Below are 21,877 nucleotides of genomic sequence, written 5' to 3'. Positions count from 1 at the left end.
ACCCGAGCGACATACGTCCACGTCGACGCACGCTCAAACAGCTATCAGCGCATAGCGCTGAGGTTCGGGCATGAGGTGGAGGAGCAAAGATGGCTTGTCAATGGCGACAGACAAGCAGAGCCGCCAAATCGCAGCAGCGCGGCGCCCCACAGACGGGTTTCGCCGGCCAACAGTATCGGAATCAGTAGCAAAAACAGGCCTCCGGCGGCATGTCGCCACCGGAGCGATAGTCACGCGCCAAGGCGGCGCGTCTAATCCTGGAAGGGCGTCAGTGTCTCGTCGGTTTCGCCTTCAGTTTTTCAATCTCGTCCTTGAGTGCCAGCTTGCGTCGCTTCAGATTCACGATTTCGAGGTCGTCGACCGATGGATGGTTCATCGCATCGTCGATCTCGCGTTCGATATCACCGTGTTTCCGCTGCAACTCATCAAGATGGGATGCAAGAGACATGATTGGTTCTCCCTTTCATGGTTTTCCTCGATTGCAGCCGTCAAAGGCACGTCCACCGCAGGTCGCATCTGTGACGGCACCATGACAGTCTGCCACCATCCGGCTGCGATGTCGAATGCTGCGTGGTAGCATTCCACGACAATGTGATATGTGATATTGGCTGCGCGCCGGCGGCAATTGATGCCGCCCCCGCCCAATCATGCCCATTGCCGGGCGCCGCAGACATGCAGACGGTAGAGAATGTCCGACCAGGAAAAGGCCGATGTCCGCCTCGAATTTTCCCGCCTGAAGCAGGAGCATGCCGATTTCGACGCGGCCATCAATGCGATGATCGCCATGGGCTGCGACCCCTTGCAGATCCAGCGTATGAAGAAGAAGAAGCTTTTCCTCAAGGACCGGCTGATGGCGCTGGAAGACAAGATCATTCCGGACATCATCGCTTAGCCGACGGCCTCCGGACCTAACTGCTCACCCCGCTATCGACAGCCGCGCCGCGCGATGGCGCAACAACGTCAGCAATTCGTCGGTCTTCTCCGCTGAAGTGTCGATCGGCACCACCAGGCACATCGTCGCCTCGACCTTGCCGGCGGCCGCGAAGACAGGGGCGGCCAGGCATTTGGTGTAGGCGTCGACCAGCCCCGAAGTGATGCAATAGCCGGTCGTTCTGGCCGTCGCGATATCGGCAATGAAGTCGTCGAACTGCAGCCTGCGGCCGTCGGGCAGCAAAAGGTCGTCTTCCGAGACCATGTCCTGGATGGCGGCCCTTTCCAATCCGGCCAGAAGCAGCCGCCCCGATGCCGTCCATGGCAGCGGGATCTGCAGGCCGGTGGCCGAGCTGATGCGGAACGGCCTGGTGCCGGGGCTGGAATGGACGATGGTATAGCGCCCGCTTTGCAGCATGCACAATTCGGAGGTCTCGCCGGTCTCGCGCGACAGATTGTCGACCTCCTGCCGGCCCCGCCTAAGCAGGTCGTTGCCCCTGACATAGTCCATCCCATAGAGGTAGAGCTTCTTGCCGAAATAGACCCGGTTGCCGTCGCCCTCCATCTCCAGGAGACCCGCATCGACCAGCGAGCGCACCAGCGTATAGGCGGTGGAGCGCGGCGCATTCACCCCCTTGGCGAGATCGCCAATGCCGATGGCGCGCTGCGTAACATGCAGGAAGTCCAGGATCTCCAGCACCCGGTTGAGGCCCTTCTCGCGCGAGCCGGAGGTCTTGTCGGGCGTCGGGCTCTCGGCTGGACCAAGCTCCGCCCGATCCGTGAGTCCATTGCTGTCTTGCATAACTGATTCCTGATGTTAGTATCTGTCTTGTATAGGATACATGTGTCTATTGTAAGAGACAATCAGGTCGGCGACACGTGTGTCTGTAAGGGGAACTCAAACAACAGGAGGTCGCAGTGAACGACACATCCAAACGAGATTTTCTGAAACTGGGCATGGCCGGGCTCGCAACGGCGGGCGTGATGACCGTTGTCAGCGCCGAAAAGGCGGCGGCACAAGCCGCATCCGACAGCGTTCTGCGCACCGCGCTTGACCGCGGCAAGCTGATCGTCGGCACCGGCAGCACCAACGCGCCATGGCATTTCGAAAACGATGCCGGCGAGCTGGTCGGCATGGACATCACCATGGGCCGCATCCTGGCCAAGGGTCTGTTCGACGATCCGAGCAAGGTCGAGTTCGTCATGCAGGATCCGGCGCAGCGCATCCCCAATGTCACCACCAACAAGGTCGACATCACCATCCAGTTCATGACCATGACCGCGCAGCGCTCGCAGCTGATCCACTTCTCCAGGCCATACTATGTCGAGGGCGTCGCCCTGCTGACGCTGCCGACGGCGGAAAACAAGACCTTCGACAAGCTGCTCGCCGGCGGTTCGGCGACGCGCATCTCGGTCCTGCAGAATGTCGATGCCGAAAGCTCGGTCCATTACGCCCTGCCGGAGGCGCAGGTGCTGCAGATCGACACCCAGGCCAATGTGCTGCAGGCACTGGAATCGAAACGCGCCGATGCCGCCGCTGTCGATCTTTCAACCGTGCGCTGGCTGGCCTCGCGCAACCCCGACAAATATTTCGATGCCGGCAAGAGCTGGTACTCGATGCTCTACGGCGCGGCGGTCAGGCAGGGCGACCTGGACTGGCTGACCTTCGTCAACCAGACCTTCACCATCGCCATGTTCGGCCATGAGACCGCACTCTACGACGCCGCCTTCAAGGACTATTTCGGCCAGGAGCCGCCGGCCCGCCATCCCGGTTTCCCGGTTGTCTGACAAGTGCTGGCGGAAGGGTTAGCCCTTCCGCCTTCTAGTTCGCATCCCCTTGGTTATTGCGGGAGACGCATGGGCTATACGCTCAACTTCAACCTGATCTGGCGCCATTTCGACAAGCTGTGGGGCGGCCTTCTGCTCAGCCTCGAGCTTGCCGTGATTTCGATTGCCATCGGCGTCGTCATCGGCCTGATGCTGGCGGTCTGGTATGTCTCGGCCGGACGCGTGGTGCGCGCCATCATTGCGGCCTACGTCGAATTCATCCGCAACGTGCCGCTGATCCTGCTCGTCTATCTTGTCTTCTACGGCCTGCCGACGGTGATCGACGTCGCCTACGACGCGCCGACCTCGTTCGTGCTGACGCTGTCGGTCTATAGCGGCGCCTATCTGGTCGAGGTGTTCCGCTCCGGCCTGGAAGCCGTGCCGCGCGGCCAGCTCGATGCCGGCAAAGCCATCGGCCTGACGCCCTGGCAGCGGCTGGTTCATGTGCGCCTGCCGACCATGCTGCGCATCACGCTGCCGGCGCTGTCCAACACCTTCATCTCGCTGTTCAAGGACACGTCGATCGCCTCGGTGATCTCGGTGCCCGAGCTCACCTTCGGCGCCCAGTGGATCAACTTCAACACCTTCCGCATTGTCGAGGTCTATCTGGTGACGACGGCGATGTACCTGGTGACCGGCTACACCCTACTCTTCGGGCTGCGGCTGGTCGAACGCCGGTTCAGGGCTGCGCGCTGACATGCTGAGCCAGATCCTCTACGCCGTACCGTTCCTCGCCCAGGGCTTCGCCATCACCTTGTGGGTGTCGCTGCTGGTCGTGGTGCTGTCGCTGATTGCCGGCGTCGCGCTCGGCGTCGGCCTGGTCTACGGCCCGGCGCCGGTGCGCTGGGCCGTGCGCATCTTCTCCGACACCATCCGCGGCATCCCGATCCTGGTGCTGATGTTCTTCGTCTATTACGGCCTGCCGGCCATCGGCGTGCATCTGCAATCCTTCTCGGCGGCGGTGTTGGCGCTCACCTTGTTCAAGACCGCGCAGGTCATTGAGTATCTCCGCGGCGCCGTCGGCTCCATTCCCAAAGGGCAGTCCGAGGCGGCGATGGCGATTGGGCTGACTTTTCGCCAGCGGCTCACCTACGTCATCTTTCCGCAGGCCTTCCGGCGCTTCCTGCCGCCCTGGATCAACGGCGTCACCGATGCGGTCAAGGGCAGCGCCCTGGTCTCGCTGCTCGGCATCACCGACCTGATGCAGGCGATCAACCAGGTCATCGGCCGCACCTATGAGGCGATGCCGCTCTACATCCTCGGCGCCTTGATCTATTTCGCCGTCAACTATGCGCTTTCCTACGCCAGCCGGCGGCTGGAACGGCGCTTTGCCTTCATCCGGGACTAGCACGATGGCCACAAGCTCGAACGACAATGCTGCCCTTCTCGACATTGCCGGGGTCTCGAAAGCCTTTGGTTCGGTCGAGGTGCTTCGCGCGGTCAGCCTCAAGGTGGACAGGGGCGAGGTGGTCACCGTCATCGGCCCTTCCGGCAGCGGCAAAACCACCCTGCTGCGCTGCGTCAACTTTCTCGAAAGCTACGACTCAGGCTCGATCCGAATCGACGGCAAGGAGGTCGGTTTTCGTGAGGTCGGCGCGCGCAAGCGGCGCAGCGAGCGCGACCTTGCCAATATGCGCGCCGAAACCGGCATGGTGTTCCAGAGCTTCAACCTGTTTCCGCACCTCACCGCCGCCGGCAACATCATGCTCGGCCTCACCAAGGTGCGCGGCAAGAGCAAGGCCGAGGCGCGCCAGATCGCCGAGCATTGGCTGAGCCGCGTCGGCCTCGCCCACAAGGCCGACAGCCTGCCGGCGGAACTCTCCGGCGGCCAGCAGCAGCGCGTCGGCATAGCGCGGGCAGTCGCCATGGAGCCGAAGATCCTGCTGCTCGACGAGATCACCTCCGCGCTCGATCCCGAACTGGTCGGCGAGGTGCTGGCCGTTGTGCGCAGCCTGGCCGAAGACGGCATGACCATGGTGATGGTCACGCACGAGATGGCCTTTGCCCGCGACGCTTCGAGCCGCATTGTCTTCATGGCCGATGGCGGTGTCAGCGCTGTTGGCCCGCCGAAGGAGATCCTTGCCGAAGAGACCACCAATGAGCGCCTGCGCTCTTTCCTGGCGCGCTTCCGCGCCTCGCATTTCTGACATGGGCGGCCCAAAGCAATTCCAGGAAAAGTGTAAGCGGTTTTCCCGGGAAAAGCGCGAAGCGCTTTGCCTTGGGAATTGCGTAAAACAACAGGCCGGCCCAAGGAGAATTCTTACATGACGCCTTACATCCGGCTCGCCGAACTCGGCCTGACGCTGCCCGAGCCGCCGACGCCGATCGCCAATTTCGTCACCCATGCGGAAAGCGGCCGGCTGATCTTTCTTTCGGGTCAAGGGCCGTTGCGCGCCGACGGCACGCTGTGCACCGGCAAGGTCGGCGAGGACGTCACCGTCGAGCAGGCCTATGAGCATGCCCGCCTCACCGGCCTCAACCTGCTCGCCGTCATGCACGCCGCCGCCGGCGATCTCGGCCGCATCGTGCGCGTCGTCAAATTGCTCGGCTTCGTCAATGCGACGCCGACCTTCAGCGACCACCCGAAAGTGGTCAATGGCTGCTCGGACCTGTTCGCCAGCGTCTTCGACAAGATTGGGGGCCATGCCCGCTCGGCGATCGGGGTCGGCTCGCTGCCTGGAAACATCACCGTCGAAATCGAAGCGGTCGTCGAGATCGCCGCCTGACCGTCAAGGGATTGCTGAACATGAAAACCTATTCCGACACCGGCTCCAACACCACGATCCGTGAACGACTGGGACTGAGGCCGATCATCAACGTCTCCGGCACGATGACGACGCTCGGCGCCTCGATCATCGTTCCCGAGGCGATCAGCGCCATGGCCGAGATCGCCTCGCAATGGGTGGAGATGGACGATCTGCAGCGCGCCGCAAGCGTGATCACCGCCCGCCTCACCGGCAGCGAGGCCGGCTTCATCACCGCCTGCTGCGCCTCAGGCATCACAATGGCGATCGCCGGGGCGATGACCGGCACCAATTTGCTGGCGATCGAACGGCTGCCCGACGATACCGAAGGGCTGAAGTCCGAAGTCGTCATCCAGCTCGGCCATATCGTCAATTACGGCGCACCGATCGACCAGTCGATCCGCGTCGCCGGCGCCAAGGTCATTCCGGCTGGCACGGTCAGCGTCACGCAGGATTATCATGTGCGCGAGGCTATCAACGAGCGCACGGCGGCGGCGCTCTACGTCGTGGCGCACCACACCGTGCAATACGGCATGCTTTCCCTCGAGGAATTCTGCGATATCTGCCACGCCAGGGGCGTGCCGGTGATCGTCGACGCGGCTTCCGAATATGATCTGCGCAGCTTCCTGGTCCGCGGCGCCGACATCGTCGTCTACAGCGGCCACAAATTCCTGTCGGGGCCAACCAGCGGCATCGTCGCCGGCCGCAAGGATCTGGTCCGCGCCGCCTATCTGCAAAACCGCGGCGTCGCCCGCGCCATGAAGATCGGCAAGGAAAGCATCGCCGGCACCATGGCTGCGCTCGAAGCCTGGGAAAAGCGCGACCATGCCGGCATCCGCCGGCGCGAGGAAGCGGCGCTCAATCTGTGGAGGGATTCGCTACAGGGAATACCCGGCATCGTCGCAAACATCATTCCCGACCCGACCGCCAATCCGCTCGACCGGCTGCAAATCTTTGTCTTGCCCAAAAGCCGCTTCACCGCCGCCGGCCTCGCCTCGGCATTGGCGGCCGGATCGCCGCCCATCATCGTGCGCAACCACGAGGCCGAGCGCGGCCATTTCTTCCTCGACCCGTGCAATCTGCACCCCGGCGAGGCCGAGATCGTCGCCGAGCAGCTGCGCGCCGTGCTCACCGCGGCCGACAGGCCGGCGGATGCGATGAGACAGCCGCGAAAGGATTCATCCGGCGCCCTGCGCTGGCCGGACTAGGCTGCGGCGGCCGCCATCCTTGCGGGCCAGCCCGAATTCCGCTAAGGCGCGCCTTTACCGCCGGGAGCATGCGCTTGACCGACCACCGCGCCGACGTCGCCATCATCATGGGCAGCCAGTCCGACTGGGCGACGATGCGCCACGCCGCCGAAACGCTGGAGGCGCTGGGCATTCCGCACAAGCGGCTGATCGTCTCCGCCCACCGCACCCCGGACCGCCTCTATGATTTCGCCAAGGGCGCCAAGGCGGCCGGCTACAAGGTGATCATCGCCGGGGCCGGCGGCGCCGCCCACCTGCCCGGCATGACGGCGGCTCTGACGCCGCTGCCGGTGTTCGGCGTGCCGGTCGAATCGAAGGCGCTGTCAGGCCAGGATTCGCTGCTCTCCATCGTCCAGATGCCGGCCGGCATTCCGGTCGGCACGCTTGCCATCGGCAAGGCGGGTGCGGCCAACGCCGCCCTTCTGGCGGCCGCCGTGCTGGCGCTGAACGACGAAGAACTTGCCGCCCGCCTGGATGCCTGGCGCACCGCCCAAACCGCCAGGGTCGCCACCGAACCGACGGACGCGCCGTGAGTCTGCCCGCGGGATCGAGCATCGGCATCATCGGCGGCGGCCAGCTCGGCCGCATGCTGGCTGTTGCCGCAGCGCGCCTCGGCTACCGCACAATTATCCTCGAACCGCAGGCCGATTGCCCGGCGGCTCGGGTCGCCAGCCGCCAGATCACCGCCGCCTATGACGATGCGGACGCCCTTGCCGAACTGGCGGCAGTCAGCGCCGTCGTCACCTACGAATTCGAGAATGTGCCGGTAGCGGCTGCCGGCGCGCTCGCCGCCAAGGTCCCGGTCTATCCGCCACCCAGGGCGCTGGAAGTCGCCCAGGACCGGGTGGCGGAGAAGCTATTCCTGAACGGCATCGGCATCAGGACAGCGGATTTCCGCTCCGTCGACAATGACGACGAGCTGACGGCGGCGCTGAGAGAGTTCGGTGGCAGCGGCATCTTGAAAACCCGCCGCATGGGCTATGACGGCAAGGGCCAGCGCGTCTTCCGCAACATGGAGACGGGCGGCTTTGCCGGCACATGCGAGACCATGGGCAATGTGCCGCTGATCCTCGAATCCTTCGTCGCTTTCGAGCGCGAAATCTCGGTCATCGCCGCGCGCGGGTTGGACGGCGCGGTCGCCGCCTACGATCCGGCTGAGAACGTCCACCGCGACGGCATCCTGCATACCTCGACCCTGCCGGCCCAGATCAGGCTGGAGACGGCGGCGACGGCACAGGGGTCGGCAGCGAAAATCCTGTCGGCCCTCGACTATGTCGGCGTCATCGGCGTCGAGTTCTTCGTTCTTGCCGATGGCACGCTGCTGGCCAACGAAATGGCGCCGCGCGTGCACAATTCCGGCCACTGGACGGAAGCCGCCTGCATCGTTTCGCAATTCGAGCAGCATATCCGCGCCATTGCCGGCCTGCCGCTGGGCAACCCTGGCCGGCATTCAAACTGCGTCATGGAAAACCTGATCGGCGACGATGTGCTGCGCGTACCCGCTTTGCTCGCCGAGCCCGATCTGATGCTGCATCTCTACGGCAAGGCGGAAGCGCGCCCAGGCCGCAAGATGGGCCATTTCACGCGCATCAGCCGCCGTAGCTAAGCCATTCCGGCACTTTGCGCGAGGGCGTGGCTCGAGCCCTATTGCAGCTCGTCGTTCAGATCTCCGTCCTCGTCGGGGCTGGCGCAACTCGCATCGCCTTCCCTACAATTGGCGCCCGCGGTGAGCTGTTTGATGCGCTGGTCCGTCAGTTCGGTCAGGCATTGTGAAACCTCCATCGGATGGATGGAGCCGCCCTCGCTGTCTGTCGTCGTATAGGCGCATTCGGCGTCGCGGAAGGCGATCCAGGCGCGTTGCGCGACCTGCAGCAGCTTCCTGCCCTTGTCGTCGTTGCGACCGACGAGATCCTTGTAGGCCTGGTTGAGCTTGGCATCGGCGGCCCGATAGTCCTCGCCGGCGCAGATGTTCATCATCTGCTGGCTGTCGTCGTTGCGGTCGCATTCCTGCGCCTGCGCGATGGAGGCGGCTGCCATAACGGCAAGGCTCGCGGACACAAACAACAGGCGCATGGAGGTCTCCAAATCGGCTTGCGGGTGCCGCACCATTCCAGCCCGCCTTCGGCCGCGCAATGGCGTGGAGCCGAGATGGCGGATATTTGATGGCCAAAGCCATTCTCGGCCTCTATCCAGCACGCTTGCGGTTGACACGGGCAAGGCTCCTCGTTTATGAGCCACCGCAAGTTCAAAGGCGCGCTTTTCAGGCGCGCCTTAATAATTCGGCCCGGACAGGGCCCAGACCGACGGGCAAGACCATGAAGATCAAGAATTCGCTCAAGGCGCTGAAGGCGCGTCACCGCGACAACCAGCTGGTTCGCCGCAAGGGCCGCGTCTACATCATCAACAAGACCGCTCCACGCTACAAGGCGCGCCAGGGCTGAGTGTTCGGCCGGAGGCTCGTTGCCTCCGTCCATACGATGGTAATTGCCTGGTTTCAGGCACTTTCACGCTAATTTCAGTTTGACGATCCGCCGTCCGGGGTTAGATTCCGGCGATGCGGATTCTTTTTGCATTTTTGGCGACCCTGTTTCTTTTCGGCGTCGCTCCGGCGTCGGCGGACGATCCGCCGGCAAAGCCGCCGGTTGCCCTGACCAGGGAAGCCAGGCTCGACCAACTGTTTGCCGAGCTGAAGCGCGAGCGCAACGAAAAGGCGGCCGAGCGCATCGCCGGGCGCATCTGGGGCGAATGGTTCCAGTCCGGCAGCGCCTCGATCGACCTGATGATGCAATGGTCGCAAAAGGCGATGGACGACCAGAAGTTCGACGTCGCCCTCGACTTCCTCGACCAGGTTGTCATCCTGCAGCCAAAATATGCCGAAGGCTGGAACCGGCGCGCCACCGTCCATTACATGATGAAGAATTTCGGGAAGTCGATGTCCGACATCGACCAGACGCTGCAGCTGGAACCACGCCATTTCGGCGCGCTTTCCGGCCTGGCCCAGATCATGTCCGCCACCGGCCACAAGCAATCGGCGCTCGAAGCCTGGCAGAAGGTGCTTACCATCTATCCGATGATGCGTAGCGCCCAGGACCAGGTCGCGGCAATTTCGGAAGAGCTTGCCGGCGAAGGAATTTGATTAGGCAGTAGGAATTAGGGATTAGTCAGTAGAGAGATTGGTCGAGACGCCACCTCCCTACTCCCTACTCCCTACTCCCTAGAACTTATCCCCCTCCACCCCCGTATCTCCGCGCATGAACCTCATTTACGCCGCCTGTGCTTTGCTCCTCGCGCTCGTCTTTGCCCTGGCCGGTGTCACCCGCGCCGGCGCGTGGCTGATCGAGTGGCGGAACCCGCCGGCCGGCGAATTTGCCGACATCGACGCCACCCGCATCCACTATGTCCACGTGCCGGCGCCACAAAATGCCGAACTGCCGGCGATCGTCTTCATCCATGGCGCCAGCGCCAATCTCAGGGATCAGATGCTGCCGATCAGGCCTTTGCTCGAAGGCCGCGCCGAGATGGTCTTCCTCGACCGGCCGGGCTTCGGCTGGTCGGCGCGCGGCCCCGGCAATGAGAGCCCGTCGGGGCAGGCCGACACCATCGCCGGGCTGATGGACCGTCTCGGCATCCACAAGGCGATCATCGTCGGCCATTCGTTTGGCGGCGTGATCACCGCCGCCTTTGGCCGCGAACACCCGGAGAAGACGCTCGGGCTGGTCTTTCTGTCGCCGGTCAGCCACCCCTGGCCGGGCGGCGCGACCGCCTGGTACTACAAGCTGACCGCCACCCCCGTCATCGGCTGGCTGTTCTCGGAGACATTGACCTATCCGGCAGGCACGCTGCAGATGGACGGCGCCACGGCCTGCGTGTTTTCTCCCAACAAGGTGCCGGAAGCCTATGTCGGCAATGCCTCGATTCCGCTGGTGCTGCGTCCCGGCGCTTTCCGCGCCAACGCCATCGATGTCGCCGGCCTCTACGACTATACGCTGAAGGCCGCGCCGCATTACCGCGACATCACAGCGCCGACGATCGTCATCTCGGGCGATCGCGACAAGGTGGTCTATGCCTCGATCCATTCGGTCGGCCTGGTCAGGGACATCCCCGGCGCCGAACTGATCTGGGTCCACAATCTGGGCCACAAGCCGGATTGGATCGCCTCCGACCTCGTCGTCGGCGCGATCGAGAAAGTCGCCGGCAAGGACGTCGACCTGCAGGCAATCGCGAAAACCGTGGAAGCGCGGATCGCCGGCGATGCCTACAACGATGCACAGTGCCCCGACATTACGGTGCCCGACGCGCAACTCGCCCCGACGTGACGGCCGCATGTATGTCCTGAAGCACGGAATCAAGAAAAACCCCGAAGCGTTCTGGGCGCTACCGGATCGCATCTTCTTCGGCTACGGCGCCTGCCACATCCTTGCGGGCACCTTCCTCAGCCATCCTCCCCTGGACGGATTCTACGGCGAACGGATCATTCCGGGCGAGGATTTCTACGGCAACCATATCTATATGACGAACGGCGTGATCGCCTTCGACTATCACGGCTATTCCAGCCGAGCGCGGCTTCTGCAGCAGCATGGAAGGGGATGGGCTTCGCATAGCGCAGGCTGGCACTGCACGCTGGAAAGGGTCGATTTCGACCTGCTCGACACCGCCGACCTCAACCGGCGAAAGATGCGCGGCCCAGATCAGTATCTCTATGACCCAATCCCTCGCGCACACCGCTTCCTTCGGCGCATCGATCACGCCGAAGGTGCGGCAAGAGCGCTGCGAACTGTGATGAGTTGAAGCCTCTGTCAACCTATGTTGCGGGTGGCCTGCACGTCCGACCCGACATAGGCGATGCGCAGCATGTTGGTCGAACCCGGCGTCCTCAGCGGCACGCCCGCCGTGATGATGACACGGTCGCCCGGCTGGCCGAACCCCTCTTCGAAAGCGATGCGGCAGGCGCGGTCGACCATGTCGTCGAGGTCGCTGGCGTCGGGCGAGACGACGCAATGCGTGCCCCACAAAAGCGACAGCCGCCGCGCCGTGTTGAGGATCGGCGACAGGGCGATGATCGGCACTTGCGGCCGCTCGCGCGCGGCGCGCAGGCCGGTGGTGCCCGAAGCCGTATAGGTGATGATCGCCGACAGTTTCAGCGTCTCGGCAATCTCGCGGGCGGCGAGCGAAATGGCGTCGGCGCCGGTTGCTTCCGGTTCCGAGCGCTGCGCGTTGATGATGCCGGCATAGGTCGGGTCGGTTTCGACCTTGGTGGCGATGCGGTTCATCATCGCCACCGCCTCGACCGGATAGGCGCCGGCAGCGGATTCGGCTGAAAGCATGATGGCGTCGGCGCCCTCGAACACGGCGATCGACACGTCGGACACCTCTGCGCGGGTCGGCACCGGCGCGGTGATCATCGATTCCAGCATCTGCGTGGCGACCACCACCGGCTTGCCGGCCCGGCGCGCGGCGCGCGTGATCTGCTTTTGGATGCCGGGCACCGCTTCCAGCGGCATTTCCACACCGAGATCGCCGCGGGCAACCATCAGCGCGTCGGAGAGTTCGATGATTTCGGCCAGCCGGGCGACGGCCTGCGGCTTTTCGATCTTGGCCATGATCAGTGCCCGGCCGCGCGCGATCTTGCGGGCTTCCGCCAAATCCTCCGGCCGCTGCACGAAGGACAGCGCCACCCAGTCGACGCTTTCCGCCAGCACCGCATCGAGGTCCTTGCGGTCCTTTTCGGTCAGCGCACCGACCGGCAGGTCGGTGTCGGGCAGGCTGACGCCCTTCTTGTCGGAAATGGTGGTGCCGGCGACGACGGTGCAGGTGATAGACTTGCCGTCGCTCTTCACCGCCCTGAGCTCCAGCTTGCCATCGTCGATCAACAGACGGTGGCCGGCCTCGACCGAGCTCAGGATTTCGGGATGCGGCAGGTAGACCCGGGTCGACGTGCCGGGCTCGGGATTGTTGTCGAGGGTGAAGGTCTGGCCCGGCGTCAGAACCTCCTTGCCGTTGGCGAACTTGCCGACGCGCAGCTTCGGTCCCTGCAAATCGGCCAGGATGCCGATTGGACGGCCGACCTTTTCCTCGACCGCACGGATGCGGCCGACCAGCGTGCGCATCAACTCGTGATCGGTGTGGCTCATATTGATGCGGAAGACATCGGCCCCGGCTTCGAACAGCTTCTGCAGCATCTCCTCGGACGAGGAGGCAGGACCGATGGTGGCGAGGATCTTGACCTTGCGGCTACGTCTCATTGACTGTTTGTTCCCGGGGCGGCTGGAGCGCCTCCCGTTGTGGACTCATCGGTCAGCTGGACCATCCAGCTTGCCTGCTCGCCCGTGTCATATTCCTGGAATCCGGCGCGCTGGAAGCCCCGGGCGACGCAATCGGTAACGCCTGCGATCTTGAACTCTTTTTCAGCCACGCACATGTTGATCGGGCCATCCCAGCGCCCGCCGCGCTCGGCGTCTTCTGCATAAAGATAGTAAAACCTTGATGACAGCGGACCTTCGATCAGCGTCTTGCAGCTCGATCCTTCGATGTGCCACCACCCTCGGTGATCCAGCCTGCCTTGGCGCGGTAGCCGATGCCGACGCCGACCAGGTTCTGCGTGGCGTTGCAGACGCGGAAATCGGCGCGGGCAGGCGAAGCCGCGACCAGCGCGGTGAGCCCTAGCGTCAGGGTCAGGAGCGGCACGGCAAAGGCGGTGCGCGCACGCGGCCTGCCGGCGGAACCCATCCCGAAACCCCTCAATAACGTCATCTGCATCTCTCAACGCCCCTTTTCGGAAAAGTCCGGGCGCATGTCAACGCGCCGTTCTGTCCAATTCCAATCGATTTAGAAAGGCCCCCGACACGCGATCTGCCGCGCGTCACAGGATTTTCGCAGAAACCGTGGCCAAACAACGGCATTGCGCAACAGTCCTCTTCGTGGGAATGACGATACCACCCTCCCCGGAAGCCAGCGAACAGACCTTTCCAGCCAATGACCCGATCCACAGTTTTCGCGCCTTTCGATATCGTCGAAGGCGACCGCAAGCGAGGCATCGTGCTTGTCGCCGACCATGCCCGCCGCGACCTGCCGGAGGAGTATGGCAGTCTCGGCTTGCCGGCGGCGGAACTCGATCGCCATATCGCCTACGACATCGGTGTCGAGACGGTGACGCGCGAACTGGCCGCAGCGCTCGACGTGCCGGCGGTGATCGCCAATTTTTCGCGGCTGCTGATCGATCCCAATCGCGGCGAGGACGACCCGACGCTGATCCGCCAGCTCTATGACGGCACTGTCGTGCCGGGAAACTACCCTATGGCACCGGCCGAACGCGAAAGGCGGCTCGACGGCTTCTACCGGCCTTATCAGGACGCGGTCGGCGCCATGATCGCGTCGGTGGCGCACGCCTCAGGCAAAGCGCCGCTCATCTTCTCCGTACACTCCTTCACCCCTGTCATGCAGGGCTTCATCCGCCCTTGGCATGTCGGCATATTGTGGGACCTCGACGACCGCGTGGCGCGGCCGCTGATCGACATGCTGGCGCAGGATAAAACCTCGTCGTCGGCGACAATGAACCCTATGACGGCGCGTTGCGCGGCGACACCATGTTCAAGCACGCCATCGTCAACGGCTTTGCCCATGCGCTGATCGAGATCCGCCAGGACCTGATATCAGACCGCAAGGGGGCGCTGGCCTGGGCGGAACGGCTGGCGCCGATCGTTGACGCCATCGACCGCCGTCCCGATATACATCAGGTGAAGATGTTCGGCTCGCGCACCGGGCCGCTGTGAGGACCCAAGGCAATGACCGAACTCAGCGATGACCAGAAACGCGATTTCGAGGCCGCGGCCTTCCGCCGGCTGGTCGAGCATCTGCGCGAGCGCAGCGATGTGCAAAACATCGACCTGATGAACCTCGCCGGCTTCTGCCGCAACTGCCTGTCGAACTGGTATCGCGAAGCGGCCGAGGCTGAGGGCGTCGATCTCGGCAAGGATCAGTCGCGCGAAATCGTCTACGGCATGCCCTATGCGCAATGGCAGGCGCTGAACCAGACCGAGGCTTCGGACGCCAAGAAAGCGGAGTTCGAGGCAAGACGGCCGAGGGATCACTGAAGTAGCGCGCGGTTCACAGGATTGACGTCGGCGGGACAGCGCCTAACGGTTTCCCCTTAGATGTGGCCCACAAGCTTTTCGCAGCCAAGCGCTTGACGAGAAATTGAATCGATCTAATTTGCCGCGCAAAGCCATTCCTTGACCGGATTCGGGCCATGAACGCGCAAGACACCATGCAGAGCGCCCTTCAGGGGCGATGGGCCGTAGCCGCGATCTTCCTCGCCAACGGCTTCCTGACCGGCAGCTGGGCGCCGCAGATTCCGGTGTTCCTGACCCGGCTCGACATCTCGAAATTCACCCTCGGTCTGCTGATCCTGCTGTTCGGCGTCGGCGCGGTCGCGGCCATGAGCTGGTGCGGCCATCTGATCTCCAGGCATGGCTCGCGCACCGTGTTGCGCTGGTTCGGCCTTTGCGGCAGCCTCGGCCTGCTGATCGTGGCGCTGGCGCCCAACGTGCCGCTGGCGGCGATCGCCATGATCATCTTCGGCGGCTCGATCGGCGGCATGGATGTCGCGATGAACGCCAATGCGGTGGTGGTCGAGCGCCGGCTGTCCCGCGCCATCATGTCGTCCTCGCACGGCTTCTGGAGCCTCGGCGGTTTCGCCGGTGGCGGTCTGGGCGGTTACGCCATCCAGACTTACGGCCACCTCGCCCATGCGGCTGTGGTCACGGTCATAGCTTTTGCCGTCATTGCCGTGGCGGTCGGCTACCTCATCGCCGAGGACAAGCCGCAGGCCGCCGAGCATCACAGATTAACGCTGCCGGCCAACCCGCTGGTCTATCTTGTCGGGCTGATGGCGCTGCTGACGATGATTTCCGAGGGCGCCGTGCTCGACTGGGCAGCGCTTTATCTCAGGCAGGAGCTCGGCGCCGACCTCGCCATCGCCGGCCTTGCCTACGCCGCCTTCTCCGGCGTCATGGCTGTCATACGCTTTTTCGGTGACGGCGTGCGCAACCGCTTCGGCGCGGTGGCCACGCTGCGCGGCTCGGCGGTGGTCGCCGCCGCCGGCATGCTGGTCGCCGGCCTGTCGCCTTCGCCCTGGATCGCCATCGCGGCTTTTGCTCTCTGCGGCTTCGGCATCGCCAATATGGTGCCGATCATCTTCTCGGCCGGCGGCAACCAGGAAGGCATGTCGTCGGGCACCGGCATGAGCGTCGTCACCACCATGGGCTATTCCGGCATATTGGTGGCGCCGTCGGCGATCGGCTTCGTTGCCGAGCATTCCAGCTTCGGCCCGATCTTCGTCGCCATGTCGGCGCTGCTGATCGTCGTGCTGTTGATGGCCGGGCTCGCTCACCGCGCCGAATTCGCGGCCGCCCCCGCCGAATAGCGCTTCAGCTCCTCATAGAGGAAATCCGCGACGCGGCGGATGCGCACGCTGGTGCGCACGTCGCGATGCATGGCCAGCCACACCGGCAGGCTGGGCAGTGGCAGGCCGGGCAGCAGTTTCTCCAGCGACGGGTCGCTGTCCGTCAGCGGCTCCTGGCCAAGACCGACGCCGTTTCCCGCCCGCAGCGCTTCCCACAGAACGATCTGGTTATCGGTCCTGAAGCGGAAACTGCTTCGGGTGACGGGGATGCCGGCCTGGGTAAAGCCCCGGATCATCTCGTCGCTGCGGTCGAAGCCGATCAGCGGATGGTCGAGAAGGTCGGCGGGCTTGAGCGGGCGTCCGTGCCTGTCGAGATAGGATTTCGCCGCGCAGCAGCAGAGCTTGATATCGCAGACCTTGCGCGCCGTCAGCTCGTTCTGCGCCGGCTTGACCATGCGGATGGCGATGTCGGCATCCCTTCGCAGCAGGTTCTCGACCTGGTTCGAGGCGACGATCTCGACCTCGATGCCGGGCTCCTCGATGCCGAGCCGCGCCGTCATCCTCGGCAGCACATAGGCCGCCACCACCTCGCTGGCCGCAATGCGCACCGTGCCTTCGATCGCCTCGACCGAGCCCAATGCCAATAGTGAGAACGCGCTCGCCTGCTCGCTCACCGCTCTGCCGCGTTCGAACAGCGTGGCGCCTGCTTCCGTCAGCGCATAGCCGCGCCGCCCGCGCCGGAACAAGGTGACGCCCAACGCCTGTTCGAGCTCACCGATGTGACGCCCGAGCGTCGGTTGGCTGGCCGACAGTTTGCGCGCCGCGGCCGACAGGCTGCCGGTCTCCGCCACGGTGACGAAACTCTTGATCAGGTTCCAGTCGATATCTTCCATTCAATTATGAATAACAAAGCTGCATCCCTAGTCAATTTTCATTCGCATATGGAGGCATCATATTCGCCGTGCAAACACAAACACGGAGAAGAAAATGACCAAGATCGCAATTCTAGGCGCCAATGGCCGGCTCGGCCGCGTGGTTGGCAAGGCCTTCATCGACGCCGGTTTCGACGTCCGCGCCGTCACCCGCAGCGGCAAGGTCCCAGCCGAACTCAAGGGCGCCACCGCCGTCGCCGGCGATGCGCTCGACCGCGAGGCGCTGATCCGCGCCACGCAAGGCGTCGACATCATCTTCAACGGCCTCAACCCGATCTACACCGACTGGGGCAAGTGTCTGCCGATGGCGGAGAACGTCATGGCCGCCTGCCATGCCAATGGCGCGCTGCATCTTTTCCCCGGCACTGTCTACAATTACGGCTCGCCGATGCCTGAGGTGGTCACCGAAGACACGCCATTCCGTCCGACCACCGAGAAGGGCCGCATCCGCTGCGCCATGGAAGCGCTGTTTCGCCGCGAGGCCGATGCCGGCCGCGTCCGCACCATCATCCTGCGCGCCGGCGATTTCTTCGGCGGCACCGGCAGCGGATCATGGTTCGACCTCGTCGTCGCCGCCAAGATGAGCAAGGGCGTCTACACCGCGCCTGGCCCTGCCAACCTCGTGCACGAATGGGCCTATTTGCCGGACTTCGGCATCGGCTTCGTCGGCCTGGCGCGTAATCAGGGCAAGCTCGGCTTCTTTGAGGCGCTCAACTTCCCCGGCCACGCCGTCACCGACATGGACATAAAGGCCGCGGCCGAGAAAGCGTTGGGACGTCCGCTGAAACTGACCTTCATGCCTTGGTGGGTGCTGCGCGCCGGCAGCCCGTTCGTGGCGATGTGGCGCGAGATCGTCTCGATGTCCTATCTGCGCTTCGAACCGCACCGGCTCGTGTCCGACCGGCTGGAAGGCATCATCGGCGAAGTCCCGCACACCCCGCTGGACGAGGCCGTGGCCGAGGCCTTGAAGGACATCGGCATCAGCCTCGACCGTGCAAAAGACGCCGCTTAAATGCATGTCGCCCAGAAGTGTGCGCGGTTCTGGGACAACGACATGCATCAAAACAAAGACTTTAGACAAAAATCTCTCTCGCGGTGCTGGCCCAATCGCTGGAAATCAGCAACCGGATGGTCATTATGAGGAGACTGTTTATAACGGTCGGCGAGATCACCATCACCAAGGGGAGACGATGCGTTACATACGTCCGCTTTCAATCGAAGACGCCGTTGGCCTGCTGGCCGACGCTTCCGGCACATCAGCCATTCTCGCTGGAGGCAGTGACCTCCTCGTTCGGATGAAGGGCGGGTTTGTCGATCCCGACCTGATCGTCGACATCAAGGCGATCGAGGGCTTGAGCGAGATCAGGGAGACGGCCGACGGCTTCAGCATCGGCGCCACCGTCCCCTGCGCCGTCCTGGGCGAGAGCTCGGTTCTGAAGAAGGCCTGGCCCGGTGTCGTCGAAGCGTCGAAGCTGATCGGCTCGAAACAGGTCCAGGGCCGCTGCACCATCGTTGGCAATCTGTGCAACGCCTCGCCGGCCGCCGACAGCGTCCCGGCCTTGGTGGCCGCCGCCGCAAAGGCCGTGGTTGCCGGTCCCTCGGGCAAGCGCACCATTCCTGTCGAGGCCGTGCCGATCGGGCCCGGCAAGACCTCGCTCACCAAGGGTGAGATCGTCGAGGCGATCCTGCTCGGCAAGCGGGAGCCGCGTTCGGGCGACGCCTATCTCAGGTTCATTCCGCGCACCGAGATGGACATCGCCGTGGTCAGCGCCGGCGTGAAGCTGTCGCTCGACGAGCATGGCGTCATCACGGCCGCGCGCGTCGCGCTGGGCGCCGCGGCCCCGACCGTGCTTCTGGTGGAAGAAGCAGCCGAGGCTCTCATCGGCAGGAAGCTGGATGAGGCGGCACTTGAGCGGCTCGCCAAGGTCTGCGCCGGGGCCTGCCGCCCCATCGACGACAAGCGCGGAACGATCGAGTTCAGACGAAAAGTTGCGGGCGTGCTGGCCGGACGGGCCGCGACGACCGCCTACGCACGCGCAGGAGGCAAATGATGGCCGGTGTAGCAGTTTCAACGACAATCAACGGCGATCACGTCGAATACCTTTGCCAGCCCGACGAGACGTTGCTCGACGTCCTGCGCGATCGCCTCGGGCTGACCGGCGCCAAGGAAGGCTGCGGCACGGGCGACTGCGGCGCCTGCTCGATCATCCTCGACAACCGGCTGGTCTGCTCGTGCCTGGTGCTCGGCGCTGAAGCCGAAGGCCGGCATATCGAGACCGTCGAGGGCATGGCGCATGGCGATCAGTTACATCCGCTGCAGCAGAAATTCCTTGAGCATGCAGCGCTGCAATGCGGCATCTGCACGCCGGGCTTCCTGATCGCGGCGAAGGACCTTTTGGCCAAGAACCCCGATCCGACCGAGGAAGAAATCCGCTTCGGCCTCGCCGGCAACCTCTGCCGCTGCACCGGCTACGACAAGATCGTGCGCGCGGTCCAGGATGCGGCCAATGTGATGAAGGGAGCGCACGCATGAACTTCGATCCACGCTTTTCGGGCCGCAAATTCTCCTCCGTCGGCACGCGGCCTATCCGTCCCGACGGCGTCGACAAGGTGACGGGCCGCGCGCGCTACGGCGCCGACTTCAACATGGCGGGACAGCTGGTCGGGCGTGTCCTGCGCAGCCCGCATGCGCATGCCAGGATCCTCAAGATCGACACTTCGAAAGCGGAAAAGCTGGCCGGCGTGAAAGCGGTGATCACCGCCGCCGACCTGCCCGATCTCACCGATGGCGATGCCGCCATGTACGACGTCCTCGACAATTGCATGGCGCGCGGCAAGGCGCTCTATGACGGCCACGCCGTGGCCGCGGTCGCCGCCGTCGATGCCCGCACGGCCAGGCAGGCGCTGAAGCTCATCGAGGTCGAGTACGAGCTGTTGCCGCATGTCACCGATGTCGACGAGGCGATGAAGCACACCGCGCCTTTGATCAACGACACGATCTTCACCGAGGGTCTCGAGGAAAAGCCGGTAAAGCCGTCCAACGTCACCAAGCGCAGCCAGTTCGGCCATGGCGATGTCCATCAGGGCTTTGGGCACGCCGATGTCATCGTCGAGCGCTCCTTCAAGACCGAACAGACGCATCAGGGCTATATCGAGCCGCACGCCTGCGTTGCGAGCGTCTCGTCCGACGGCACCGCCGACCTCTGGGTCTGCACGCAGGGCCATTTCGTCTACCGCCAGCATTGTGCGCAACTGCTCGGGCTGGAAGCCTCGAAGCTGCGCGTCACCTCCTCGGAGATCGGCGGCGGCTTCGGCGGCAAGACCCATGTCTGGGCCGAACCGGTGGCACTCGCTCTGTCGCGCAAGGCAGGACGGCCGGTGAAGCTGGTGATGACTCGCGACGAGGTGTTCCGCGCCTCGGGCCCGACCAGCGCCACCTCGATCGACGTCAAGATCGGCGCCCGCAAGGACGGCACCATCACCGCCGCCGAAGCGACGCTGCGCTACACCAGCGGCCCCTATGCCGGCACATGGGCCGAGATCGGCGCCATGACGGCCTTCGCCTGCTACAAGCTCGATAACGTCAAGACGGTCGGCTTCGAAGTGCTGGTCAACCGGCCGAAGACCGCGGCCTATCGCGCACCCTCCGCACCGATGGCGGCCTTCGCGGTGGAAAGCGCTGTGGATGAGCTGGCCAAGGAACTCGGCATGGACCCGGTCGAGTTCCGCATCAAGAACGCCGCGCAGGAAGGCACCCGCTCTTCCTATGGCCCCGTCTACGGCCCGATCGGCATCGGCCCGACGCTGGAGGCGGCCAAGCACCATCCGCACATGAAGGCGCCGCTGGGCAAGAACCAGGGCCGCGGCATGGCTTGCGGCTTCTGGTTCAACTTCGGTGGCCAGACCTGCGTGGACCTGAACATCGGCATGGACGGCTCGGTGTCGCTGGCTGTCGGCACGGTGGACGTTGGCGGTTCGCGCGCGTCGCTGTCGCTGGTGGCGGCGGAGGAGCTCGGCATCGACTATGCCCAGCTCAAGGCGGTGGTCGCCGACACATCCTCGCTCGGCTACAACGACATGACCGACGGCAGCCGCGGCACCTTCTCGTCCTCGATGGCGACCATCTCGGCCGCCCGCAACGCCATCAAGATCCTGCGTGAGCGCGCCGCCCAGACGTGGGACATCCCCGTCGACGACGTGGTCTGGGAAAACGGCCACGCCATCGCCAAGGGCGAGAAGTACGGCAATCTTGCAGCGCTGTCGCTGAAGGAGATCGCCGCCGCTTCCGGCAAGACCGGCGGGCCGATCGCCGGCCACAGCGAACTCGTCGCCGACGGCGCCGGCGTCTCCTTCGCCACCCATATATGCGACATTGAGGTCGACCCCGATACCGGCTCGACCAGGGTGATCCGCTACACGGTGATCCAGGATGCCGGCAAGGCGGTGCACCCGACCTATGTCGAGGGCCAGTACCAGGGCGGCGCGGCGCAAGGCATCGGCTGGGCGCTCAACGAGGAGTATATCTACGGCAAGGACGGGCGCCTCCAGAATGCCGGCTTCCTCGACTATCGCATCCCGGTCTGCTCGGACCTGCCGATGATCGACACGCAGATCCTCGAGATCCCCAACCCCAACCACCCCTATGGCGTGCGCGGCGTCGGCGAGACCTCGATCGTGCCGCCGCTGGCGGCGATCGCCAACGCGGTCTCCAACGCCGCCGGCGTACGCATGACCCACATCCCGATGTCGCCGCCAAGGGTCCTCGCCGCGATCGAGGCGGAACGGGGAGGCTGAGGC

Annotated in this window: 24 protein-coding genes and 2 pseudogenes; 20 read left to right on the top strand and 6 right to left on the bottom strand. The window is 64.3% G+C overall.

Annotated elements, in window-relative coordinates; genetic code table 11:
- Positions 1 to 268: 268 nt before the first annotated feature.
- Positions 269 to 448 carry a YdcH family protein gene (locus NL532_RS06235; protein WP_023684024.1) on the bottom strand — a complete coding sequence of 60 codons (180 nt, stop codon included), beginning with the start codon at positions 446 to 448 and terminating at the stop codon, positions 269 to 271.
- A gap of 240 nt (positions 449 to 688) precedes the next feature.
- On the opposite strand from NL532_RS06235, the gene NL532_RS06230 reads away from it, so the two are divergent.
- The gene (locus NL532_RS06230) at positions 689 to 892 is read left to right on the top strand and encodes a YdcH family protein (RefSeq protein WP_023673103.1); all 204 of its coding nucleotides are present in this window, start codon (positions 689 to 691) and stop codon (positions 890 to 892) included.
- Between the two features lie 24 nt (positions 893 to 916).
- Here NL532_RS06230 and NL532_RS06225 read toward each other — a convergent pair whose 3' ends face one another.
- Positions 917 to 1,732 carry an IclR family transcriptional regulator gene (locus NL532_RS06225; RefSeq protein WP_023702771.1) on the bottom strand — a complete coding sequence of 272 codons (816 nt, stop codon included), beginning with the start codon at positions 1,730 to 1,732 and terminating at the stop codon, positions 917 to 919.
- 155 nt (positions 1,733 to 1,887) lie between these two features.
- Here NL532_RS06225 and NL532_RS06220 point away from each other — a divergent pair, with 155 nt between their 5' ends.
- The 8 genes from NL532_RS06220 (at position 1,888) to NL532_RS06185 (ending at position 8,354) form a co-directional block, all read left to right on the top strand.
- Complete coding sequence (locus NL532_RS06220) at positions 1,888 to 2,718, top strand: transporter substrate-binding protein (RefSeq protein ID WP_023828367.1); 831 nt, start codon at positions 1,888 to 1,890, stop codon at positions 2,716 to 2,718.
- Positions 2,719 to 2,787: 69 nt separating this feature from the next.
- A complete protein-coding gene (locus NL532_RS06215) occupies positions 2,788 to 3,453 on the top strand; it encodes an amino acid ABC transporter permease (RefSeq protein ID WP_023673106.1) in 666 nt (221 codons plus the stop codon).
- 1 nt (position 3,454) lies between these two features.
- Positions 3,455 to 4,105 carry an amino acid ABC transporter permease gene (locus tag NL532_RS06210; RefSeq protein WP_023828366.1) on the top strand — a complete coding sequence of 217 codons (651 nt, stop codon included), beginning with the start codon at positions 3,455 to 3,457 and terminating at the stop codon, positions 4,103 to 4,105.
- A 4-nt stretch (positions 4,106 to 4,109) separates the two neighbouring features.
- Positions 4,110 to 4,904 carry an amino acid ABC transporter ATP-binding protein gene (locus NL532_RS06205; RefSeq protein WP_023754123.1) on the top strand — a complete coding sequence of 265 codons (795 nt, stop codon included), beginning with the start codon at positions 4,110 to 4,112 and terminating at the stop codon, positions 4,902 to 4,904.
- A 117-nt stretch (positions 4,905 to 5,021) separates the two neighbouring features.
- Positions 5,022 to 5,483 (top strand): RidA family protein, encoded by a 462-nt coding sequence (locus tag NL532_RS06200; protein WP_023673109.1) that lies wholly within the window; start codon positions 5,022 to 5,024, stop codon positions 5,481 to 5,483.
- Between the two features lie 20 nt (positions 5,484 to 5,503).
- Entirely contained in the window at positions 5,504 to 6,709 is a 1,206-nt protein-coding gene (locus tag NL532_RS06195) for an aminotransferase class V-fold PLP-dependent enzyme (RefSeq protein WP_031202732.1), read from the top strand.
- A 74-nt stretch (positions 6,710 to 6,783) separates the two neighbouring features.
- A complete protein-coding gene (gene purE, locus NL532_RS06190; RefSeq protein WP_023754121.1) occupies positions 6,784 to 7,281 on the top strand; it encodes a 5-(carboxyamino)imidazole ribonucleotide mutase in 498 nt (165 codons plus the stop codon).
- The gene (locus NL532_RS06185; RefSeq protein ID WP_023754120.1) at positions 7,278 to 8,354 is read left to right on the top strand and encodes a 5-(carboxyamino)imidazole ribonucleotide synthase; all 1,077 of its coding nucleotides are present in this window, start codon (positions 7,278 to 7,280) and stop codon (positions 8,352 to 8,354) included. Before purE ends, NL532_RS06185 begins: the two co-directional genes overlap by 4 nt.
- Positions 8,355 to 8,392: 38 nt before the next feature.
- Here the strand turns inward: NL532_RS06185 and NL532_RS06180 are convergent, their stop codons facing one another.
- Positions 8,393 to 8,821, bottom strand: coding sequence for a lysozyme inhibitor LprI family protein (locus tag NL532_RS06180; RefSeq protein WP_023684031.1), 429 nt, complete (start codon positions 8,819 to 8,821; stop codon positions 8,393 to 8,395).
- A 242-nt stretch (positions 8,822 to 9,063) separates the two neighbouring features.
- Here NL532_RS06180 and ykgO point away from each other — a divergent pair, with 242 nt between their 5' ends.
- The 4 genes from ykgO (at position 9,064) to NL532_RS06160 (ending at position 11,536) form a co-directional block, all read left to right on the top strand.
- Positions 9,064 to 9,189: a type B 50S ribosomal protein L36 gene (gene ykgO, locus NL532_RS06175; protein WP_006327841.1), complete on the top strand. Its 126-nt coding sequence runs from the start codon at positions 9,064 to 9,066 to the stop codon at positions 9,187 to 9,189.
- 113 nt (positions 9,190 to 9,302) lie between these two features.
- Positions 9,303 to 9,884 (top strand): tetratricopeptide repeat protein, encoded by a 582-nt coding sequence (locus NL532_RS06170; RefSeq protein ID WP_023754119.1) that lies wholly within the window; start codon positions 9,303 to 9,305, stop codon positions 9,882 to 9,884.
- Positions 9,885 to 9,999: 115 nt separating this feature from the next.
- Positions 10,000 to 11,064, top strand: coding sequence for an alpha/beta fold hydrolase (locus NL532_RS06165; protein ID WP_023754118.1), 1,065 nt, complete (start codon positions 10,000 to 10,002; stop codon positions 11,062 to 11,064).
- A 7-nt stretch (positions 11,065 to 11,071) separates the two neighbouring features.
- Positions 11,072 to 11,536 carry a hypothetical protein gene (locus NL532_RS06160; protein WP_023754117.1) on the top strand — a complete coding sequence of 155 codons (465 nt, stop codon included), beginning with the start codon at positions 11,072 to 11,074 and terminating at the stop codon, positions 11,534 to 11,536.
- An 8-nt stretch (positions 11,537 to 11,544) separates the two neighbouring features.
- On the opposite strand, the gene pyk is transcribed toward NL532_RS06160, so the two are convergent.
- Both pyk and NL532_RS06150 read right to left on the bottom strand, forming a co-directional pair.
- Positions 11,545 to 12,990 (bottom strand): pyruvate kinase, encoded by a 1,446-nt coding sequence (pyk, locus tag NL532_RS06155; RefSeq protein ID WP_023673117.1) that lies wholly within the window; start codon positions 12,988 to 12,990, stop codon positions 11,545 to 11,547.
- Positions 12,987 to 13,474, bottom strand: a pseudogene (locus tag NL532_RS06150) (DUF1036 domain-containing protein). Before NL532_RS06150 ends, pyk begins: the two are co-directional and overlap by 4 nt.
- Positions 13,475 to 13,720: 246 nt before the next feature.
- On the opposite strand from NL532_RS06150, the pseudogene NL532_RS06145 reads away from it, so the two are divergent.
- From NL532_RS06145 to NL532_RS06135, 3 genes and pseudogenes are all read left to right on the top strand, one after another.
- A pseudogene (locus tag NL532_RS06145) lies at positions 13,721 to 14,517 on the top strand (N-formylglutamate amidohydrolase).
- Positions 14,518 to 14,529: 12 nt separating this feature from the next.
- Positions 14,530 to 14,838, top strand: a complete 309-nt coding sequence (locus tag NL532_RS06140) for a DUF1244 domain-containing protein (protein ID WP_023690051.1) — start codon at positions 14,530 to 14,532, stop codon at positions 14,836 to 14,838.
- A gap of 155 nt (positions 14,839 to 14,993) precedes the next feature.
- Positions 14,994 to 16,169 carry an MFS transporter gene (locus NL532_RS06135; RefSeq protein WP_023828364.1) on the top strand — a complete coding sequence of 392 codons (1,176 nt, stop codon included), beginning with the start codon at positions 14,994 to 14,996 and terminating at the stop codon, positions 16,167 to 16,169.
- Here the strand turns inward: NL532_RS06135 and NL532_RS06130 are convergent.
- Positions 16,133 to 17,041: a LysR family transcriptional regulator gene (locus tag NL532_RS06130; protein ID WP_023752874.1), complete on the bottom strand. Its 909-nt coding sequence runs from the start codon at positions 17,039 to 17,041 to the stop codon at positions 16,133 to 16,135. The genes NL532_RS06135 and NL532_RS06130 overlap by 37 nt on opposite strands.
- A gap of 94 nt (positions 17,042 to 17,135) precedes the next feature.
- Between NL532_RS06130 and NL532_RS06125 the strand changes: the two genes are divergently transcribed.
- From NL532_RS06125 to NL532_RS06110, 4 genes are all read left to right on the top strand, one after another.
- On the top strand, positions 17,136 to 18,092 hold the full coding sequence (locus tag NL532_RS06125) for an SDR family oxidoreductase (RefSeq protein WP_023715050.1): 957 nt from the start codon (positions 17,136 to 17,138) through the stop codon (positions 18,090 to 18,092).
- 178 nt (positions 18,093 to 18,270) lie between these two features.
- On the top strand, positions 18,271 to 19,131 hold the full coding sequence (locus tag NL532_RS06120; RefSeq protein WP_023752873.1) for an FAD binding domain-containing protein: 861 nt from the start codon (positions 18,271 to 18,273) through the stop codon (positions 19,129 to 19,131).
- Positions 19,131 to 19,613, top strand: coding sequence for a (2Fe-2S)-binding protein (locus tag NL532_RS06115; RefSeq protein ID WP_023684040.1), 483 nt, complete (start codon positions 19,131 to 19,133; stop codon positions 19,611 to 19,613). Before NL532_RS06120 ends, NL532_RS06115 begins: the two co-directional genes overlap by 1 nt.
- Positions 19,610 to 21,874 carry a xanthine dehydrogenase family protein molybdopterin-binding subunit gene (locus NL532_RS06110; RefSeq protein WP_023706258.1) on the top strand — a complete coding sequence of 755 codons (2,265 nt, stop codon included), beginning with the start codon at positions 19,610 to 19,612 and terminating at the stop codon, positions 21,872 to 21,874. The genes NL532_RS06115 and NL532_RS06110 overlap by 4 nt, the downstream gene beginning before the upstream one ends.
- The last annotated feature ends 3 nt before the right edge of the window (positions 21,875 to 21,877 follow it).

The sequence above is a fragment of the Mesorhizobium sp. C120A genome (genome assembly GCF_030323105.1).
Lineage (GTDB): Bacteria > Pseudomonadota > Alphaproteobacteria > Rhizobiales > Rhizobiaceae > Mesorhizobium.
This window is presented reverse-complemented; position numbering and strand designations above follow the sequence as displayed.